The organism is Hallerella succinigenes (assembly GCF_002797675.1).
Classification (GTDB): Bacteria; Fibrobacterota; Fibrobacteria; order Fibrobacterales; family Fibrobacteraceae; genus Hallerella; species Hallerella succinigenes.
This window is the reverse complement of the sequence record NZ_PGEX01000001.1, coordinates 2,739,148-2,758,073: the sequence shown is the minus strand read 5'-3', so window position 1 is coordinate 2,758,073 and position 18,926 is coordinate 2,739,148. Positions and strand designations below refer to the sequence as shown.

General features: G+C 50.9%; 15 protein-coding genes. 4 read left to right on the top strand and 11 right to left on the bottom strand.

The annotated features are described in order from the left end of the window. Positions 1 to 167: 167 nt before the first annotated feature. A complete protein-coding gene (locus BGX16_RS12795) occupies positions 168 to 1,772 on the top strand; it encodes an ATP-binding protein (RefSeq protein ID WP_100426398.1) in 1,605 nt (534 codons plus the stop codon). Between the two features lie 123 nt (positions 1,773 to 1,895). Here the strand turns inward: BGX16_RS12795 and BGX16_RS12790 are convergent, their stop codons facing one another. From BGX16_RS12790 to BGX16_RS12780, 3 genes are all read right to left on the bottom strand, one after another. Continuing rightward, positions 1,896 to 2,177 carry a hypothetical protein gene (locus BGX16_RS12790; RefSeq protein ID WP_100426397.1) on the bottom strand — a complete coding sequence of 94 codons (282 nt, stop codon included), beginning with the start codon at positions 2,175 to 2,177 and terminating at the stop codon, positions 1,896 to 1,898. A gap of 76 nt (positions 2,178 to 2,253) precedes the next feature. Beyond that, positions 2,254 to 3,708, bottom strand: a complete 1,455-nt coding sequence (gene gatB, locus BGX16_RS12785) for an Asp-tRNA(Asn)/Glu-tRNA(Gln) amidotransferase subunit GatB (RefSeq protein WP_100426396.1) — start codon at positions 3,706 to 3,708, stop codon at positions 2,254 to 2,256. A 90-nt stretch (positions 3,709 to 3,798) separates the two neighbouring features. Further along, positions 3,799 to 4,233: a type II toxin-antitoxin system VapC family toxin gene (locus BGX16_RS12780; RefSeq protein WP_100426395.1), complete on the bottom strand. Its 435-nt coding sequence runs from the start codon at positions 4,231 to 4,233 to the stop codon at positions 3,799 to 3,801. Between the two features lie 71 nt (positions 4,234 to 4,304). Here BGX16_RS12780 and BGX16_RS12775 point away from each other — a divergent pair, with 71 nt between their 5' ends. The 3 genes from BGX16_RS12775 (at position 4,305) to BGX16_RS12765 (ending at position 8,701) form a co-directional block, all read left to right on the top strand. Then, entirely contained in the window at positions 4,305 to 5,798 is a 1,494-nt protein-coding gene (locus BGX16_RS12775) for a hypothetical protein (protein ID WP_157798049.1), read from the top strand. Positions 5,799 to 5,864: 66 nt separating this feature from the next. After that, positions 5,865 to 7,940 carry a methionine--tRNA ligase gene (gene metG, locus BGX16_RS12770; protein ID WP_100426393.1) on the top strand — a complete coding sequence of 692 codons (2,076 nt, stop codon included), beginning with the start codon at positions 5,865 to 5,867 and terminating at the stop codon, positions 7,938 to 7,940. A gap of 5 nt (positions 7,941 to 7,945) precedes the next feature. After that, on the top strand, positions 7,946 to 8,701 hold the full coding sequence (locus BGX16_RS12765) for a TrmH family RNA methyltransferase (RefSeq protein WP_100426392.1): 756 nt from the start codon (positions 7,946 to 7,948) through the stop codon (positions 8,699 to 8,701). A gap of 79 nt (positions 8,702 to 8,780) precedes the next feature. On the opposite strand, the gene hisD is transcribed toward BGX16_RS12765, so the two are convergent. The 8 genes from hisD to BGX16_RS12725 form a co-directional block, all read right to left on the bottom strand. After that, a complete protein-coding gene (gene hisD / locus BGX16_RS12760) occupies positions 8,781 to 10,058 on the bottom strand; it encodes a histidinol dehydrogenase (protein WP_100426391.1) in 1,278 nt (425 codons plus the stop codon). A gap of 3 nt (positions 10,059 to 10,061) precedes the next feature. Continuing rightward, positions 10,062 to 11,642: a citramalate synthase gene (cimA, locus tag BGX16_RS12755; protein ID WP_100426390.1), complete on the bottom strand. Its 1,581-nt coding sequence runs from the start codon at positions 11,640 to 11,642 to the stop codon at positions 10,062 to 10,064. A 42-nt stretch (positions 11,643 to 11,684) separates the two neighbouring features. Further along, positions 11,685 to 12,242: a DJ-1 family glyoxalase III gene (locus tag BGX16_RS12750; protein ID WP_100426389.1), complete on the bottom strand. Its 558-nt coding sequence runs from the start codon at positions 12,240 to 12,242 to the stop codon at positions 11,685 to 11,687. 69 nt (positions 12,243 to 12,311) lie between these two features. Continuing rightward, positions 12,312 to 14,102: a lytic transglycosylase gene (locus BGX16_RS12745; RefSeq protein WP_198514927.1), complete on the bottom strand. Its 1,791-nt coding sequence runs from the start codon at positions 14,100 to 14,102 to the stop codon at positions 12,312 to 12,314. A gap of 140 nt (positions 14,103 to 14,242) precedes the next feature. Then, complete coding sequence (locus BGX16_RS12740; protein ID WP_100426387.1) at positions 14,243 to 14,476, bottom strand: hypothetical protein; 234 nt, start codon at positions 14,474 to 14,476, stop codon at positions 14,243 to 14,245. Between the two features lie 243 nt (positions 14,477 to 14,719). Beyond that, a complete protein-coding gene (locus BGX16_RS12735) occupies positions 14,720 to 15,874 on the bottom strand; it encodes a polysaccharide biosynthesis/export family protein (protein WP_100426386.1) in 1,155 nt (384 codons plus the stop codon). Between the two features lie 46 nt (positions 15,875 to 15,920). After that, entirely contained in the window at positions 15,921 to 17,786 is a 1,866-nt protein-coding gene (locus BGX16_RS12730; protein WP_100426385.1) for a transglutaminase domain-containing protein, read from the bottom strand. After that, complete coding sequence (locus tag BGX16_RS12725) at positions 17,783 to 18,925, bottom strand: DUF58 domain-containing protein (protein ID WP_100426384.1); 1,143 nt, start codon at positions 18,923 to 18,925, stop codon at positions 17,783 to 17,785. The genes BGX16_RS12730 and BGX16_RS12725 overlap by 4 nt, the downstream gene beginning before the upstream one ends. Position 18,926: the final 1 nt, after the last annotated feature.

Sequence of the window (18,926 nt, the reverse complement as noted above, 5' to 3'; positions counted from 1 at the left end):
GGTCTATAGAGAGCAGGGCTTGAATATCCGCAGCGCTCAGTGGTGCGGACTGTTGTATTTCAAAATTTTTCTGTGGGTTTAGGCACCTCGCTATCCCCGAAATATAGCACATTCCCAGCCTGCCTACGGCACCCCCATCGGGGAGTAATGCCTGCCCTGCCGAAAAAATGTATATTGTTGCCATGGCGTTAAAGAGATTCCCCATCGGCGTGCAGGATTTCGCGCGAATTCGCGAAGACGGCATGTATTATGTAGACAAGACTGACCTTGTCTATAAATTGACCCATACGGACCTGTATTACTTTCTGTCCCGTCCGCGCCGCTTCGGAAAATCGCTGCTGGTCAGCACGCTGCAATGCTATTTTGAAGGTCGCAAGGACCTGTTTACGGGCCTCGCGATGGAAAAGCTGGAGACCGAGTGGAAAAAGTACCCGGTCATCCGGCTTGACATGAGTCGAATCAAAGATTTGGATGACGAAATCTTTGCCGCCAACATGGATAGCATTCTGGGCGTAGTCGAAAAAAAATATGGAATAAAGCACGACCGCAACAATCGTGCCTGGGGTGCTCGCCTTACTAATTTAATTTATGCGGCGAACGAACAGACTGGCGAACCGGTGGTGGTGCTTGTCGATGAATACGATGCGCCTGTTCTGGAAGCCATGGGCGATACGGAACTTCTGAAAAAAATTCGAACCCGTATGCGAGACTTGTACAGTCCATTGAAGGCCTTGGGCGGCATCCTCCGCTTCGTGTTCCTCACGGGCATCAGCAAGTTCAGCCAGCTCTCGATTTTCAGCGAACTCAACAATTTGAAGGTCATCACGATGAACGATGACTACGCGGCCATCTGCGGAATTACGAAAGAAGAAGTGCTGACACAGATGCAGCCCGAGATCCAGGCCCTCGCCGACAAGAACGGCTTGACTTATGACGGGGCATGCGAGGCGCTCAAGCGTCAGTACGACGGCTATCATTTCTGTAAAAACTCACCGGACGTTTTCAATCCGTTCAGCCTAATCAATTCGCTAAGTGATGGAGAACTTGCCAACTATTGGTTTGCGACCGGTACGCCGACGATTCTGACCAGGCTCATGCGCAAGTACAAGGTGGACCCGACGCCTTTCGATACCGGGTTCGAGGCAACTCTTGACATGTTCGACGCCCCGACGGAGACTGCCAAGAACCCCATCCCGATGCTTTACCAGAGCGGCTACCTGACCATCAAGTCGACAAAAGCCGGCAACCGCTATCTGCTGGGTTTTCCAAATGACGAAGTCCGCCTCGGATTCCTGAAGGCGCTGATGCCCTACTACGCCATGGACGATGTTGTCGATAACGATTCGTTCCTATTGCGCTTTGTCGATGCCTTGGAAGAAAAGGAGATTGAAAAGGCACTGGCGCACATCCGCGCGTTCATGAGCGGCATCCCGTACAATGCGGAACGCAAGGACGAAAACCACTACAAGACGGTGCTGTTCCTGATATTCAAACTGTGTACGCCATACGTCGTGCGTACCGAAGAATGCAGTGCCGCGGGCCGAAGCGATGCCGTTGTCGAGACCGCCGATGCAGTCTATATGTTCGAGTTCAAGTTGGACAAGAACGGCACCGCAGACGACGCGCTGAAACAAATCGATGAAAAGGGGTATTTGATTCCATATTCCGTCACGATGGCCAAGGACGGCTCGCCGAAAAAGTTGTTCAAGATTGGCGTATCGTTCGATGCAGAAAAGCGTACCATCGGCGAATGGAAAGTTGTGGAAGGGTAACCAACAACTATGTGGATTGAGTAGGGTTGCGTTTGAATAAGAGTGATTGAAAGAGGCAATTTTATAAAAATTGCCGTTTTGTTCGCTCAATTTAGACGTTTTTGAGTTTTATGTGGGTTTTTGTCAGCGCGAGGGATTATAATTGTTCATCATCACCATCGCAAGCGCAACACAGAGCATCACTGACACCCCGACAATCACCTGTTCCCTGTGATTGTAATCGCGCATCACGTACTCAGGCTCCTTTTCTTCCTGCAATTCCTGGCGTGTCGGTTTGACTTCAATCTTTGAAGAATCCACACCGTAAACGGCAGCCGCTTCCGCATCCGACATATTCAACGTATTCACATACATCGAATCGTAAGCATCCATCGCCGCAAAAGAAGAACTCGACGCTAGAAGCATCCAGAACACAACCACAAAAGCCCCTCCGAACGAGGGCCCTCGGAAAGGGCTTTTGCATAAGCGTTTCAAGGAAAGATTAACCCTGTGCAAGCTTGTCGAGAATCTGGTTCACGATTTTCGGGTTGGCCTTGCCGCCCGAGCACTTCATCACCTGACCGACGAAGAAGCCCTTAAGAGCGACCTTACCCGCCTTGAATTCCGCAAACTGAGCCGCATTCTTTTCGACGACTTCCATCACCGTCTTTTCGATTGCAGCCGTATCGGTAATCTGCACAAGACCCTTTTCCTTTACAATCGTGTCCGGATCCTTACCGGTTTCGAACATGTCGGCAAAGACCTGCTTTGCAATCTTACCGTTGATCGTGCCTTCTTCGATCAAATTCACCAAACGGGAGAGCTGTTCCGGCACAACCTTGATCGCGTCAAAGCCGCCTTCGAGTTCCTTCACCTCGCGGAGAAGTTCCGTAATGACCCAGTTAGCAAGGATCTTCGGGTTCTTGCAAGTCTTTGCAGCTGCGTCGAACCAGTTGCTAACCTTGATGTCATCGGTCAAAACCTGAGCATCGTATTCGGTGAGCTTAAAGTCGTTGAGGAATCGAGCGTAACGGGCATCCGGGAGTTCCGGAAGTGTACGACGGATTTCTTCCACGAATGCAGGATCGGTCACGAGGCGCACCATATCCGGTTCCGGGAAGTACTTGTAGTCCGGAGCGTCTTCCTTGGAGCGAATGACGGACGTCTTGTCGGCGTTCGGGTCATAGCGCTTGGTGCACTGCTGAACTTCCTTGCCGGCATCGAGGGTCACGGTTTGAAGGAGATATTCCGCCGTGAGAGCCTTTTCGAGGTTCGTGAAGCTGTTCAAGTTCTTGATTTCAGCGCGAGTTCCATACGGAGCATCTTCGCTCGGACGAATAGAAATGTTTCCATCGCAACGGATGTTACCGTTTTCCATGTTGGCGTGAGAAACACCCGTGTATTCGAGAATCTGCTTGATCTTCTTGAAGGTGAGGACGGCTTCTTCCGGACTGCGAATATCCGGTTCCGTCACGATTTCACAAAGCGGAGTACCGCAACGGTTCGCGTCAAAGTGGCTGCCTGTCGGGCTCATGTCGTGCACAAGCTTACCGGCATCTTCTTCCATGTGAATACGGGTAATGCCGATTCGGCGGACAACGCCGTCGGCACGCTTAATTTCAAGCCAGCCGTTACGGCAAATCGGGTGGTCATAAATCGGAAGTCCACCGGTCTGAGTAATCTGATACCCCTTCGGAAGGTCCGGATAGAAGTAGTTCTTACGAGTCCACATGGCGTTCAGATCGATTTCGCAATGGAGAGCGAGACCCAAACGGATGGCGTATTCCACAGCCTTCTTGTTCGGCACAGGCATTGCACCCGGGAAACCAAGGCAAACAGGGCAAACATGCTTATTCGGGCTTGTATTCACTTCGACTTCGCAACCGCAGAACATCTTCGTTTTGGTAGCAAGCTGGCAGTGGATTTCAAGACCGATCACTGGATAATACTTGGACATAGCAAAAACTCCAAAAACTTTGTTTTCGCATAAAATTTAATTAAATCCGAAGCTCGGCAAAACAAGTTTGAAAAAATTTGAAGGAATATTTTAAGCGAATTCGGAAAGTGTCACGACATTCATGTCGGAAATCTCTTTCCACTCTTCGTTTTCCGTAAGTACAAGATCCGCCCCACAGACGTAAGCGGTCGCGAGTTGCAAAGAATCTTCCAGGGAAAGCTTGTACTTGGAACGGAACTCTGCAGAAACCGCGGCGATTTCCGCATCGATTTCCCGCAGCATGAACTGAGAACTCTTGGTAAAGAATTCCTTGAATTCCCGAGCCAAAACCGGCTGCGCCTTTTCGTGTGCCTTAAACGAGATGTTCGCAAGAGTAATCGGCGAAGCGACCATCTGAATTTTTCGCTCGTACACTATGTCTAATATGCGGAGCATGATCGGATAAAATTCAGAACGGAATTCGAGCAAGCGCCGAATCGGTAATTCGCCCAAAAAAAGGACTCTGGAATTTTCTATTCGAATCATAAACAAAATTTAACAATTCTCTATTTTTTTTGTTATAATTTTAATGAAAACTATTGGATAAGGAGATGATCATGAACAAAGTTCTATTTGCATCAATTGCAATGGCAACTGCCCTGTTCGCACAGCCTGCCGATTCTGCAAAGGTAGCCCAGGCCGCTGCACCCACCGATACAGCCAAGGTCGCAGAAGCTCCGGCCGCTGCACCCGCCGATACAGCCAAGGTCGCAGAAGCCCCGGCCGCTGCACCCACCGATACAGCCAAGGTCGCAGAAGCCCCGGCCGCTGCACCCGCCGATACAGCCAAGGCCGCAGAAGCCCCGGCCGCTGCACCCGCCGATACAGCCAAGGTCGCAGAAGCCCCGGCCGCTGCACCCGCCGATACAGCCAAGGTCGCAGAAGCCCCGGCCGCTGTACCCGCCGATACAGCCAAGGTCGCAGAAGCTCCGGTTGCTGCACCCGCTGATACAGCCAATGCGGCTCCTGCTCTGGACATGTCCATGGCTTCTCCCAAGTCTATTTCAGCTCCGAAAAAAGCCCAGAAAAAACCGCTTTTCAAGGCTGGCGAATTTGTCTTTGATATCGACGCAAGCTTTGAAATCCAGGCAAGCAAGGTTCTCTGGACAAGCGAAGACGACGACAACGGCGATAACTTCGAAGAATGGTGGGGCCGCGCCAACCTCGGCATGGAAACCCATTCCGATGACTTCAACGGTCGTATCTTGCTCTATATGTATCCGGGCGACTTGATAGACAACCAGTATCACGCCCATCACACCGCTGACGGCGATACTTCGGATTCTTATGAATACCGCGATCTCTTTGAAATCCACGAAGCATGGGCTGAACAGCACACCAAATACGCCTCTATCAAGCTCGGTCGTTGGGAATTCACGCAGAAGAACGGTGACTACTTCGGTAACTACGTCGATGGCTACTACAACGGCTTCAAGTCTGGAGCTTCGAGCGAAAACGCTTTGCAGTTCACGCTCACCCCAACGGAAACAATGACGATGAGCGTCGCTTTCATCAGCACGACTCCGAACCTCAACACGGGTGACCTTCGTTTGATGTTCAACTTCCATGACCTCAGCGGCATTGAATTTCTGAACCTCGACCTCGGCTACCGTACAAATGTCTTCGACCTCATCCATGACAATGACGTTGACGTCCGTCACACAATCGCTCTCCAGGGCAAGACCCCGATTGTCGATAACATCGCTTACTTCTTCCTCGAAGGCGCTTTGATGGGTCTCGATGCAGAAGAAACCTATACCGACCGTTTCGGCAAGAAACGCACCCGCACAATCGACATGGTCGCTCCGATTACCGGCGGTCTTCTCTTCACTCCGGGTGACTACCGCATCATTCTCGAAGCAGAATACATTCACGACCGCGCAGAAACCAAATACGCGGATACGGACAAGAAGCATGTGAAGGATGTTCTCGGTGCATTCTACATCGAAAAGCCGCTCACCAAGCGCTTCACCCTTTCCTTCGGTGCTCATAGCTACGGTTCTTCCCGTGACTATCAGTTCAGTGGCAACTTGATCGGGCGAATCAACTAATCCTTTTTCGACAGTTCGAATTGAAGCGCCTCCATTCGGAGGCGCTTTTTTGTTATCTTTGCGCATATGAAGAACTTTTACGTTACTACCCCGATTTACTACGTTAACGACGCGCCGCATATCGGTCACTCCTATACAACCGTTCTTGCAGACATTCTCACCCGATTTCACAAGATTCTGGGATATCAGACCTACTTCTTGACCGGTACCGATGAACACGGTCAAAAAGTACAGCGTGCCGCCGAAAAGCGTGGCGTCACCCCGCAGGAACACGTGGACGAATACTACCACCGTTTTGAAGACCTGTGGAAAAAGATGGATATCGGCAACGACTTCTTTATCCGCACGACCATGCCGGAACACAAAGCTTACGTGCAAGAATGCCTCCAGAAGCTCTGGGACAAGGGCGAAATTTATTCCAAGGAATACGAAGGCTGGTACTCCGTCGGCGAAGAACGTTTCTTTACCGAAGACGAACTTGACGAAAACAAGTGCGACCCGATCAGCCACCGCCCGGTGGAATGGCTCAAGGAAAAGAACTACTTCTTTAAGATGGGTTCCTATCAGCAGAAGCTGATTGACTTCCTCGAAAGCCACAAAGATTGGATCGTTCCAGATTACCGCTGGAACGAAATCCGCGGCTTCTTGAAACAGCCTCTGAACGATCTTTGCATTAGCCGTCCAAAGGCTCGCCTCAGCTGGGGCATTCCACTTCCGTTCGATACAGACTATGTGACCTATGTCTGGTTCGACGCCTTGTTAAACTATGTAAGCGCTTCGACCGCCTTCCACAAGACTTATGCGGACGGCACTCCGATTTGGCCGGCCACTTACCACCTAATCGGCAAGGACATTTTGACGACCCACTGCGTCTATTGGCCGACAATGCTCATGGCACTTGACATTCCGCTTCCGGAACACGTTCTTGCCCACGGTTGGTGGCTCGTGAACGGCGGCGAAAAGATGAGCAAGTCCGCAGGCAACGTCGTGAATCCGATGGATTACATGGAAAAATACGGTATCGACGCGTTCCGCTACTTCCTCGCCCGTGAAATGGTCGTAGGACAGGATGCAAACTTCACGCACGAAGGCTTTGTCCGTCGCATCAACAGCGACCTCGCCAACGACCTCGGCAACGTGCTGAACCGCGTGCACCGCCTGGTGCTCAATAACTTCGAAGGCAAGCTCCCGAAGGCAGCGCAGATCGGCGAAGCCGAAAAGGAAGTCATCGATCTCGCCGGTAAGGTGATTGCCGAAATCAAGGAAGGCCTTCCAAAGGCTCGACTTTCGCAGTCGATCGAAACCATTATGCAGCTCGTGCGCAGCATCAACCGTTATCTCGAAGTCAAGGCTCCATGGAAGCTCGCGAAGGACGAATCCAAAAAGGACGAACTCGCCACGGTTCTTTACATTTCCGCAGAAGCCGTGCGTCTTTCTCTTTGCCTCCTCTGGCCGGTCATTCCGTCCAAGGCAGAAGAAGGTCTTGCCATGCTCGGTTCCAAGTTCCAGAGCGCAGAAGATCTTTCCTGGGGCGTTCTCCAGAGCGGCGAAACCTTCGGCGAAGGCAAGCCTCTCTTCCCGCGTATCGAAGAAGAAAAGAAGCAGGAACAGGCAAAGCCGGTACAGAAGCCGAAGCAGAACAAGCCTCTCACCGCAGAAGAGGTGCCTGCTGAAATGGACATTCGCGCAGCCAAAATCATCGACGTGCAGAACCATCCGGACGCAGATTCCCTCTACGTTCTTCAGGTCGATGCCGGCGAAGGCGAACCGCGCACCATTTGCTCGGGCCTTCGTGCAAGTTACAAGGCAGAAGAACTCAAGGACCGCATGATCGTCCTCTTTGCAAACCTGAAACCGGCTCCGCTCCGCGGCATCATGAGCAACGGTATGCTCTTTGCCGGCGACACCGACGAAGAGCACGTCTGCGTGCTCATCGCTCCGCCAGAAGATGCAAAGCCGGGTGACCGCGCCACCTTCCACGGAATCGCTCCGGCAACCGACGGTCGTATTCTCAAAGTAAAGGACTTCGAAAAGATTTCTCTCGAAGTACGCGGCAAAGTTGTATTCTGTGGCGAAAACGCTCTCGAAATCGGCGACAAGCCGGTGACCTGTGACGTTCTCGACGGCAAGAAGGTTCACTAAAGCCCATGTACTCGATTCAAAAATTTTCCGCGCTAGCGCCAAAGACAAAAGCCAAGCGCTTCGCAGAACTTTTGCGAATTCTCATTCTTCAGCTCGGCAACGACATGGCCCAGATTCGTAACGAATATGAGCATTATGCCGAATGGGAAAACTTCCCCGCTTCCAAACGCTTGAACGGAAAAAATCAAGCCGAGCTAATTGATCTTTATAAAGACTTCCGCACCGAGGCGGGTCTCGGCTTTGAACGCGATGTCTACCTAGAAAACGAACCAGGCGACCGTTCTGAAGCGGTCATGCAGACGCTCCCCTACGCCGTGCTTGCGCACAATCTACGCAGCGGATTTAACATCGGATCGGTCTTCCGCACCTCGGACTGTTTTGGTCTTGAAGCGGTACACCTTTCCGGTTACACGCCAGACATTGACCATGCGATGCTCAAGAGCGCAGCCCGTGGCACAGAACGCTGGATTCCGCACAAACGCTGGGAAACTCCGTTCGACTGCATCCAGGCGCATTTAGCAAACGGCTACAGCATTATCGCGCTTGAAACCGGCGAGGGATCCGTTCCCATTTCTACCGTGGAATGGCCGAAAAAAGGCCTGATCATTCTCGGCAACGAAGAACTCGGTATCGCCCCGGATTTGCTTGAAAAATGTTCCCTCAAAGTGGAAATTCCGATGGCGGGTCGAAAGGCGAGCATGAACGTAGCAGGCGCCTTCGCCGTTCTCTCTTACGCGATCCGCACCGGGTACAAGTTTTAACTTTTTTATAGTTTTAAAATCAAAAAGTTCCCCGCTTTGCGAGGAACTTTTTTACAAACATTCCGTTTGAAAGAAAAGCTTAGAGGCGCTTCAACACAGCCTGAGCGTGGTGATAGAAACCTTCCGTCGTCGCCATTTCGGCAATCGCCTTTCCGTGCTTCTGAATCGCCTTCTGCGAATAGTGGATGACGCTCATGCGCTTCACAAAATCATAGACGCCGAGCGGGCTCGAGAAGCGAGCCGTCCCGTTCGTCGGAAGCACGTGGTCCGGACCTGCGAAGTAATCACCGACCGGTTCGCTCGACCACGGGCCAATGAACACAGCGCCCGCGTTCAGAATGCTCTTCGAAAGTTCTTCCGCTTCGCATGTCATGATTTCCAAGTGTTCCGGAGCGATGCGGTTTGCAATCGCAACACCGTCGAACCAGTTGTCCACTACAAGAATACGACCAAAGTGATCAAGAACCTTTTCCAGGAGTTCGCGCTTCGGAGAATTTTCCACCTGTTCATCGACGCAAGCAGAAATCATCTTCGCCATATCCATGTTGTCGGTAATGCAGATAGCAGCTTCAAAGCCTGAACCGTGTTCAGCCTGGCTCATCAAGTCTGCAGCCACAAAGTCCGGATCCGCCGTCTTGTCTGCCATCACGAGAATTTCAGACGGACCGGCGATCATGTCGATATCCACTGTACCGAAGACTTCCTTCTTTGCGATGGCGGCAAAGACGTTACCCGGGCCCACAATCTTGTCGACCGGTTCAATCCCCTTTGCGCCGTAAGCGAGGAGCGCCACAGCCTGAGCGCCGCCGATGTGATAAACTTCCGTAATGCCGAGTTCGCGCAGAACGAATGCGACAGACGGATGGATACCGTCCTTCGCCGGAGTCGTCACCACGACTTCATCAACACCCGCCACCAGAGCCGGCACCGCATTCATAATGACCGTACTCGGATACACGGCAGCACCACCCGGCACATAAAGACCCACGCGGTGCATCGGACGAATACGCTGGCCGAGGACTTCACCGTCCTTGCCCTTGAAAGAGAATCCGTTCAGGTCCTTGAGTTCATGCTTGTGGAATTCCATCGCATTCTTAATCGCCTGGCGAAGACCCTTGGCGAGAGTTTCCGGAACCTTGTCCGCAAGCTTTTCGATCGTCTTTTCGCTCACCGCGAGAGATTTGCCCTTGAGACCGTCGAACTTCTGAGCGTATTCGACCGCCTTCGAAAGACCGCCCTTGCGAACGTCTTCCAGAATCTGCTTGACCTTTTGGTGAATTTCTTCCGTCGGTGCGACACCGCGTGCGCAGATGCGTTCGACTTCCTTCGACTTCTGCTTGACTTTAATGATTTTCATAATCTAGTGTCCGTTTTTTTGTTCTTTATAAATCTTGTAGGTGAGACCGTCTATCAAGGCGAACCAAGACGCCTCGATGATGTTCGAAGAAACGCCTGCCACATGCCAGGTATCCGTTTCGTCGCCGAAGGTAGACCACACTCGCACGTGCGCATCGGAACCGACATTCGATCCAAGAACGCGCACCTTGAAGTCGTCCAAACGAACGTTCTTCATATACGGGAAGTACGGGGTCAAGGCCTTGCGCAGTGCCGCATCAAGAGCGTTCACCGGGCCATCGCCTTCTGCTACCTGTAGACTGATTTCATCGTTGATATGAAGCTTGACCGTCGCTTGGGAAACGCTCACGCCCTGCATGGTACGGTCTTCAATCAAACGGTAATTTTCAAGCGAGAACGGCGTCGTAAAGTGACCTAGGGTTCTGTACACGAGCATCTCAAAGCTCGCTTCCGCACTGTCAAAATGCCAACCGTCGTTTTCACGTTTTTTGATCAAAAGCAAAAGTTCACGGATCTTCGGGTCTTTCTTGTCCACGTCCACATGGAGCAGTTCCTTGACCTTTTCCACGACCAGAGAGCCACCCGCCTGATCGCTTGCAACGAACACACGCTTGTTGCCCACGAGCTGCGGGTCCACGTGCTCAAAGCTGCGGGAGACCTTCATCACGCCATCGATGTGAGCGCCGCCCTTATGTGCAAAAGCGGCATCCCCGACGTACGGAGCGTTGACATTGCTCGGGATGTTTACAATCTGATCATAAGCAAGGCTCACCTTGCGCAGATCCTGCAAGTTCTTTGCGCAGAACGGATCCTTTTTCAGCTTCAGGACAAGATCCGCGCAGATCGTCGTCAAGTTCGCATTACCGCAGCGTTCGCCGTAGCCGTTCAAAACACCCTGCACCATCGTGATGCCGTTCTGAACCGCGATGAGAGAATTCGCCACCGCCATTCCGCTGTCGTTATGCGCATGAATGCCGAGCGGAGTCGAAACCTTTTCCTTTACCGCCTGGATGATTTGTGCAAGTTCCCACGGCATCGTTCCGCCGTTCGTATCGCAAAGCACAATGAAATCAGCACCGCCGAGTTCCGCCGACTTTAATGTATCGAGCGCATATTGCGGATTCGCCTTGTAACCGTCAAAGAAATGTTCCGCATCATAAATGACGGATTCTGAATTTTCCTTGAGATAGCGAACCGAGGACTCGATCATGTCGAGATTTTCTTCAAGGGTCGTGCGAATGACATCGGTCACATGCAAATCCCAGCTCTTGCCAAAAATCGTTTTGACAGGCGCTTGGCTTGCGACCAAAGCCTTTAACAGCGGATCGTCTTCCGGAAGAATATTCGGACGCCGCGTGCTACCGAAAGCGGTAACCTTCGCATGGGTCAGATGCATTTCTCCAATATGCTTGAAGAACTCCACATCGATGGGATTGCTGGGATTGGGCCAGCCCCCTTCAATGTAGTCAAAGCCGAAAGAGTCTAGCAGCTTGGCTGCCTGCAACTTGTCTCCTAAGGAAAGGGAAATCTTGCGGTCCTGATTGCCATCGCGCAAAGTGGTATCATAGAGAAAAACGTCTGCCATAATGGTCCAAATTTAATAAAACATCCAGCCCGCTTTTAGGGTTTAGCGAGCAACCATGCCCTTACGGACATCTTCTGACTTATCCTTGCCTTCGAGAAGCGCAAGCAGTTGCAATCCGAACTCTTCTGCAGAACCCGGACCGCGGCTTGTCACCAGTTTACCGTCCACCACGACGCGGTCCTGAGAATAGCTCTTGCAATAGGAACGGATATCCGGTTCCGTCGAAGGATAACTCGTCACACGTTTGTCGTGCAAAACACCCGCCGCGGCAAGAACAATCGGAGCCGCACAAATTGCCGTCACCCACTTGCCTGCGCCCATAAAGCTTCGAACCGTTTCCTGCACCGCCTGGGAGTTTCGCAGATTTTCCACGCCACGGCCGCCGCCCGGCAAAAAGATTCCCGAATAAAGGGATGGGTCAAGTTCCGAAAGAAGGGCGTCCGCCCTGATCGTCAAACCATGAGCGCCTTCCACAAATGGATCGGTGTGAATGCTCGCAAGGGAAACCTTTACCCCTCCGCGAATCAAAATATCATACGGAGCCACGCATTCCGTTTCTTCAAAACCATCTGCCAACAGAAATAAGATATGATTCGACATAAAAATCTCCTTAGGTTACCTTTAGAATATAACCAAATTAGAGAGATTTTTTGCGATATAAGAAGAATTTCAACGATTTGGTTGGATTCTTAAAACTTCGCCCGCTTTGACTTTCGTGGACTTTTTCTTATTCCACTCGACAATCTGTTCAATGGTCACGCCGTATGTACGGGAAATATCCCACAGGGATTCTCCCGATTGGACCGTATGTTTAATGAAATTCCCTTCGGACTTCTTTTCCACAGGCTTTGCTATCGCCTTTTCCACAGGCTTTTCGACAGGCTTTTCCACAGGCTTTTCGACAGGCTTTTCCACAGGCTTTTCGACGTAAAGGACCTGACCCGCACGAATGGCGGAACCATCGACGCCGTTCCACTTTTGAAGTTGCGAAACGGAAACGCCGAACTTGCGAGCGATCGAGCCGAGGTTATCGCCCGACTTTACCTTATACGTGCGCACCGAGGATTTTTTTGAAGATTGCGACGAGTTTGTTTGTGTGGAATTCTTGGAGGAATTCGAATTATAGGCGCTGGACGGCAGCGGAATCATGAGCGTTTGACCGCAGCGGATGCGCGTATTCTTCAAATGATTCGCAGACTGGATATCCTTCACAGAAACACCATACTTTCGGCTGATCTTGCCCAAATTTTCGCCAGACATCACCTTGTGATACTGCCAGCGCGACCAGGACTTTTTATCCATTTTTTCGTAAGCGACAAGGAAGGAATCCCGCGTCCCTTCCGGGATGCGCATCACGTAGCCGCTTTCCTTCGGTGGCGTGCACCAACGATTCAGTTCCAAGTTTAGTTCCTGAATCGTCTTGGTATCGACTCCAGCCGCTTTCGCCACCTGATCAAGCGGCATAAATTCCACGACAGTCACCGTATCGAATGCAACGGGTTCACGCTTTTCCACATCCATACCGTAATGTTCTGGATAATGTCCGATCGTCATCGCGGCAAGAATCCGCGGCACGTAGTGCATCGTTTCTTTCGGAAGATTCAAGTCCCAATAGGTGATCGTCTTCGTCGAATCCCAAAGCGTATCTTCTTTGAGTTCGCGGATCCGACGACGCACGCAACCTTCGCCGCAGTTGTAAGCGGCCATCGCCATTAGCCAGTCACCAAATTCATCATGCAAACGTTTTAAATAACGCATGGCGGCAACCGTCGAAAGTTCCGGATTACGGCGCATGTCCATCCAAAAATCTTGATACAGTCCGTAACGCTTTCCCGTAGACGGTATAAACTGCCAAAGCCCCGCCGCCTTGGCACGGCTATAAGCCTTGATCTTGTAACCGGATTCCACAAGCGAAAGGAAAATCAAATCGCGCGGCATTCCCATGGAATCGATCTTTGCGTAAATCATTTCTTCAAATGCGGTCTTTCGAGAAAGAGAAGCTTCCGTAAAATCATGTGCACGCGTCGACATGTACTGAATTTCCTGCATCACGCGTTCGTTGAATTCAATCGGGAGCGTAAACTCGGCACGGTTCAACGTATCGAGGAAACTTTCGATTTCTTCGCGTTCCGCACTGTCGAGAGGCGGTTCGTCCAAATTTTCAAGACCCGCATCATCAAACTCATAGCGCACATAGACAGAGGCGTCCTCGCCCATGGCCAGGATCTGGGGGTAAACCTCGTCCAACGCCGCGATCAACTTATGCGGCATATCCCGACGGTACAAAGAATCCTGCGGCCGCGCCTGAATCGAATAGACGGGGTCGTAGTTTTCTTCCACTAATTTTTTTAAGGCTAAATCCAGATGATGTCGAGCGACAAGCCAGTCCTCATCTTCCATCGCCTGCAAGGCAAACTGATACTGTTGCCAAGACTCCCGCAACTCTTCTTCGGGAGACACCCAATCGCTCATCGCGCGGGATACAAAAGATTCCTCAGCTTCGGGAGTATAGACTTCCTGTCTGCTTCCTGCACAGGAAGTGAATATACAAACGAAAGCCGAGGCGATTATGAAAAAAACGCCCCTCTCCAGGGATCTGGTCACTGGTCGTAGTCCAAATCTTCCGCGTAGTCGTTCCAGATCTGGTCGCGCTTGAATGTCGGTTTGTCGAAGTTCACCTCTTCATCGAGGCTTTCCTCTTCTTCTTCCTCTTCGAGCTCTTCCTGTTCTTCTTCGTTTGCCAGCGGCACGGAAGGTTCGATGTTGTCGTTCTTAGGACGACGACCGCAATGCATCGGCTGCGGATTGCTCATTCCCATATTCTTAATATTCATATAAGAATACACCTCTCTATTTTATTTTCCCAGAGCGTTATTCACGCCGAACCAGATAAGCCCTGCCGCAATTAACGACAAGATCATCGTAGCGTAGATGAGCGCTCGACTAATCCGGTAAGCCTTTTGGTTCTTTCGACTCCAAAAAGGTCTTTCCGACTGATTCGCGTTTTTAGCACTCATAGCGAAAATATACTCACAGTGTTAGAAAAAACAAGTAGGTTTCTAAATATTTTGACAAGCTTACCAGTTTTGGATAGCCTTATACGCATTATGCGTCGTATTCACCGTCTGGGAACCGTAGTAGATCAACTGAGCCGTCGGATAGACGAGCTGAACGACACGGTTCCAACGCGAGAGATTCGTCGCATCGACATAGACGATATCACCCGGTTTCAACGCGAACTGGTCGCCGAAGACAAGAGCCATCGGGTTGCGGGCATTCAAATGATAAACATCAATCGCATCCGCTGCAGAAGCGCGGAACACATAGATATTTTCTGCCTTTGCCGATTCCAAGCGAAGACCGCCCGCTTCAGCAAGAGCCTGGGCCAAGGAAAGCTTGCCGTTCTTGAACGAGAGAGCCTGCTGGTTACGCACTTCACCCATCATGTAAACCTTGGATTCTTCGGAATCCGGAACACGGATTACATCGTTATCCTTCAGCACGACATCGCTTGGACCCTTACCGGCCGCATAAGGCGCCAGCATATTCAAAACGTAGGTCTTACCATCACGCGTAAATTCCACCGTCGAAAGATCTGCATCAGCAGTTGCACCTCCGCAGCGGTTGATCGCTTCTAGGAAAGTCACCGGCACATCGTTCAAGGTCACAACGCCCGGATTCTTGATGGAACCCTGGACATAAACCTTGTGACGCTGGCTCTGGAGCAGACGGACGTCAATCTGAGGATTGTTCAAAACCTTGGAAAGGTTCGACACGATTTCTGCACGCAATTCCGCAATGGTCTTGCCCACCACGTTAATTTCACCGACATACGGGTAGAACATCACACCGGATTCGCTAACAAGCTGACCTGTCGCATTATCACTACGGTAAGAACCGAGCGGGCTCGTGAGTTCCGGATGTTCCCAAATGACGACCTGGACAATGTCAAAAGGTCCGAGTTTGTAAGCTTCCGGCGTATAAGTCAAAAGTTCTTCTGGAAGCGCAGCGAAGGTTGCCGGTGTGGCCGAATCCGAAGAAACACCCGAAAGTTTGGAAAGCGTAAGCGGACTAATGCTCTGCAAATGCACCTTTGCACCCTGAAAATCAGCCAACGTATCAATGGAGCCATCTTCGTTGGACGATTCGTTCAACACCATACCCGGGGAAGCGAAGCATCCCGAAAGAACAAGAGCGGCGGTCGAAAGGATTCCCAAGATCCAACTTCTCATATAAAAATTCCTCTGATTAACAAAAGATGAGTAAAATATAAGAAAATCACAAAGATCTCCAACGATTCAGACAATAGGACACTAGCATTTGGCGGAAAGGCTCCGTTTTAGGCGTCGAAGGAATCCTTTGCAAAAAACTCCAGGCGGTTTCGCCCTGATTTCGAACGTAACCCATGCCCGAAAGTTTGGATTCCGCTTTTTCGAGCATTTGACGCAATTCTAGAATCCGCTTGGAAACATTCTCCCGTTCTTTTTGACGAATTCGAATACACCTAACAACCCACCAAGCCAAGGATCCGATGAGCAACACTCCTAAAAACAGTTTAAACGTCAAGGATTCAAAGACATTTGACATCCAATTGGTAAAAGAATCGAGCGAAGTGCGCCAACGCCCTTCCGTCAGTTCGTGCCAGGCAAGGGAAAGCATGCTGCGCAGGCGTTCGCTCAAACGTTCAAACCGAGAATGTTCGCCGTTTTGCAACCGAGCAGAGACCGGTGTCGGGTCAAAGGTGTTCCAATACCCGTCTGCGTCCAAAAATTCCACCCAACCGTGCGCAGTCCTGCGGCGGAAAATCCAATAGCCTTCCCCGATTTCCGGGTACGCAAAACCACTTGCATACCGAGCAGGAATTCCTAGATGACGCAGTAAAAGTGTGCTGAACGAGGCGAAATACGAGCAGAAGCCTCTCCGTTTGCGGTAAAAGTCTTCCAACGGATCTTCCTCGGAGCGTTCAAAGGAAAGCTGGTATTTGAAATTTTCATCAAAATAGGTGCGGATCTTTTTCAAGTTGCTTTTCAGCGAATCCTTCGACAGGGAAAGTTCCATTTGAAGAACAGCGGAATCGAGCAACGGTAAAAGCGAATTCGGAACCTGAAGCCATGCGGAATCGTTCTGGGTCAGCGTATCCCGAGTCCGAATGCCGTCCCAGTAGTACCAGTTCCGCGGAGATCTTTCCGGAGTCTGGAAAAAGTCTCCTGCGAAGTGCGGAAGGGAGTCTATATTCTTCAGCGCGACTCCAGCGGCTCCGGGAGGAGCAAACAGCGCCTTTTCGACGAAAAGGTTCGACTGAACCCAAACCGCAGTCGAATCGAACGGTTCGCGGACTTCAAAGCCTCCATAGTCGCCGACAAAACGCCCTGTCTGCAGAAAGCGGTGCTGCTTTGACTGTTTCCAAAGTCCTACCTTGGGCAGGTAACGCTCGTAAGCAATCCCTTTCAAAAAGAGTGGCATTCGTTTGGAATAAACGCGAAAGACAACATCGTCTTCAAATTCTCCCGAATAGTTTTTTGAGAAAGCGGTTAATGCGCCGACACTTGAAAATCCCATCAAAGTGCGCTTGTGGTAATCATTTTCATAACGAGCCGCCCGGGTTGCATAATCCGAGCGTTTATCCAAATTCAAGTTTTTTGCCGCTAGCAGAAGCAAAAAGAATCCGATCCAAAAGAGGAGCCAAAGCGCAAAATTCTTTTTGGAACGCACGTCCCAAAGGAGTGCAAGCGTCGCCACGCCAAACGCAACGCCAATTGCCGCACTTGCCTCAAAGGAGCTGAGAGTAAAAACCACAAAGGCATCGAACCAGACAAAGACCATGCGACCGCCACGCCCCACGCACAGCCACTCCACAAGCGCCAAATACAAAAAATACCACGCCGGAATGTAAAAGAAGAGCGGAGAAAAACCGCCCGGCGTACTGCGAAATGCGGCAAACCAAATCGCAAACGGAATCATTCCCAGATAAAGCCAAATGCGACGCAACTTCACCGCTTTCCCGAGCCTTAAACGCCGATACGTCCAAAGGCAAAAAAGCAACGAGAGAACGGCAAGCTGCATGGTCTGAGAAGCGCTCCACAACGCAAAAATCGCAGCGACAAGGATTACCAAAGCCGCTTCGTTCGAACCGTTCTTCTTCATAGCGAAGCCTCCGATCCGCGCAAAACAAACTTGAGTGCATCCGATTCCTGACGATTCCCTTCTCGATTCACCACTACGATTTGCTTATCGACCGCAGGCCAATTCACTTCATGGACCGCCACGGCGAGCACCGGAATTTCATTATCCGGTCTTACATGCCACTTGTCCAAGTTATACGTTGTATGCAGGTCCGCATACGGAACTCGCGCAAGAACAGCGAGGATTTTCTCCTGAGCGTTTTTCGCATTATCCAAGCGCACTTCTTCATTACCGATAAAAACCCGCCCTAAAAGGTTCCGTTCCAATAGCCAAAAGGCGATGCTTCCGAACAAACGAATCGCATATTCTACGCACATTTTTTCACGAAAATGCCTTGCGGAAACATCTAAGAGGAGCGTAACGCCGCCTTCGACTTCTGTAGCAAATTCCTTGGTAAAAGGCCTGCCGTAGCGAGCAAAGGCTTTGTGGTGCAAATCGCGAAGGCTGTCCCCTTCGCGGTATTCGCGGACTCCGATAAATTCCATGCTGCGGGAATTTTCGGGGCGAAGCAAGCGTTCGAACTTGGCCCCGCTGATGCCGAGAGTCAAAAAGCGAAACTGGGAAATGTTCTGGATTTTAGGCAATACCAAGAGTTCCGCCTGGCCGTCATACTTTTGAAAGCTCTGCGAAAGTCCAAGAAGACGTGTTTCCACCAGGGCGATTTTCGAAAGCGGAAAAGCGCCACGACGCTTGGGCAGCAAAAGTCCGTTTTCCAAACGGACGACGCTCGGATCCATGCGAAAAGAATCCAAATACGCGCCTTCCGACAAAGGTTTTTCGAACGTCGCCACGAGTTGCACAGGTTCGCCTTCCGTCGCCATCGGGACTTCCACATGTAAAATCCGATTATCCGGTTTACGGCGCACGATGATCGAAAAGACCATCAAACAGAAAACGGAAAACTCAAAAACTTTGACCCACTGAAAACCCGGCAAAAAAAGGAACATGGAACAAAAGAGCAACAAGGCAGAGAACACATGCCCCGCAGGCGTGATGACTTCATCCCAAAAGTAATACAGGCGCATCAAAAGACCGGGCTTTTCCGGAGCTCGCGGATAAGCTTTCCACAGCCAAACGATTTCTTCCCAAATTTTTTTCAAA

Excerpts from the sequence above, each read along its gene's own strand:
- BGX16_RS12795 (WP_100426398.1), top strand. The coding sequence starts at position 168 with ATGTATATTGTTGCCATGGCGTTAAAGAGATTCCCCATCGGCGTGCAG.
- gatB (WP_100426396.1), bottom strand. The coding sequence starts at position 3,708 with ATGTCCAAGTATTATCCAGTGATCGGTCTTGAAATCCACTGCCAGCTT.
- BGX16_RS12790 (WP_100426397.1), bottom strand. The coding sequence starts at position 2,177 with ATGCTTCTAGCGTCGAGTTCTTCTTTTGCGGCGATGGATGCTTACGAT.
- BGX16_RS12730 (WP_100426385.1), bottom strand. The coding sequence starts at position 17,786 with ATGAAGAAGAACGGTTCGAACGAAGCGGCTTTGGTAATCCTTGTCGCT.
- BGX16_RS12775 (WP_157798049.1), top strand. The coding sequence starts at position 4,305 with ATGAACAAAGTTCTATTTGCATCAATTGCAATGGCAACTGCCCTGTTC.
- BGX16_RS12740 (WP_100426387.1), bottom strand. The coding sequence starts at position 14,476 with ATGAATATTAAGAATATGGGAATGAGCAATCCGCAGCCGATGCATTGC.
- metG (WP_100426393.1), top strand. The coding sequence starts at position 5,865 with ATGAAGAACTTTTACGTTACTACCCCGATTTACTACGTTAACGACGCG.
- cimA (WP_100426390.1), bottom strand. The coding sequence starts at position 11,642 with ATGGCAGACGTTTTTCTCTATGATACCACTTTGCGCGATGGCAATCAG.
- hisD (WP_100426391.1), bottom strand. The coding sequence starts at position 10,058 with ATGAAAATCATTAAAGTCAAGCAGAAGTCGAAGGAAGTCGAACGCATC.
- BGX16_RS12765 (WP_100426392.1), top strand. The coding sequence starts at position 7,946 with ATGTACTCGATTCAAAAATTTTCCGCGCTAGCGCCAAAGACAAAAGCC.
- BGX16_RS12735 (WP_100426386.1), bottom strand. The coding sequence starts at position 15,874 with ATGAGAAGTTGGATCTTGGGAATCCTTTCGACCGCCGCTCTTGTTCTT.
- BGX16_RS12780 (WP_100426395.1), bottom strand. The coding sequence starts at position 4,233 with ATGATTCGAATAGAAAATTCCAGAGTCCTTTTTTTGGGCGAATTACCG.
- BGX16_RS12750 (WP_100426389.1), bottom strand. The coding sequence starts at position 12,242 with ATGTCGAATCATATCTTATTTCTGTTGGCAGATGGTTTTGAAGAAACG.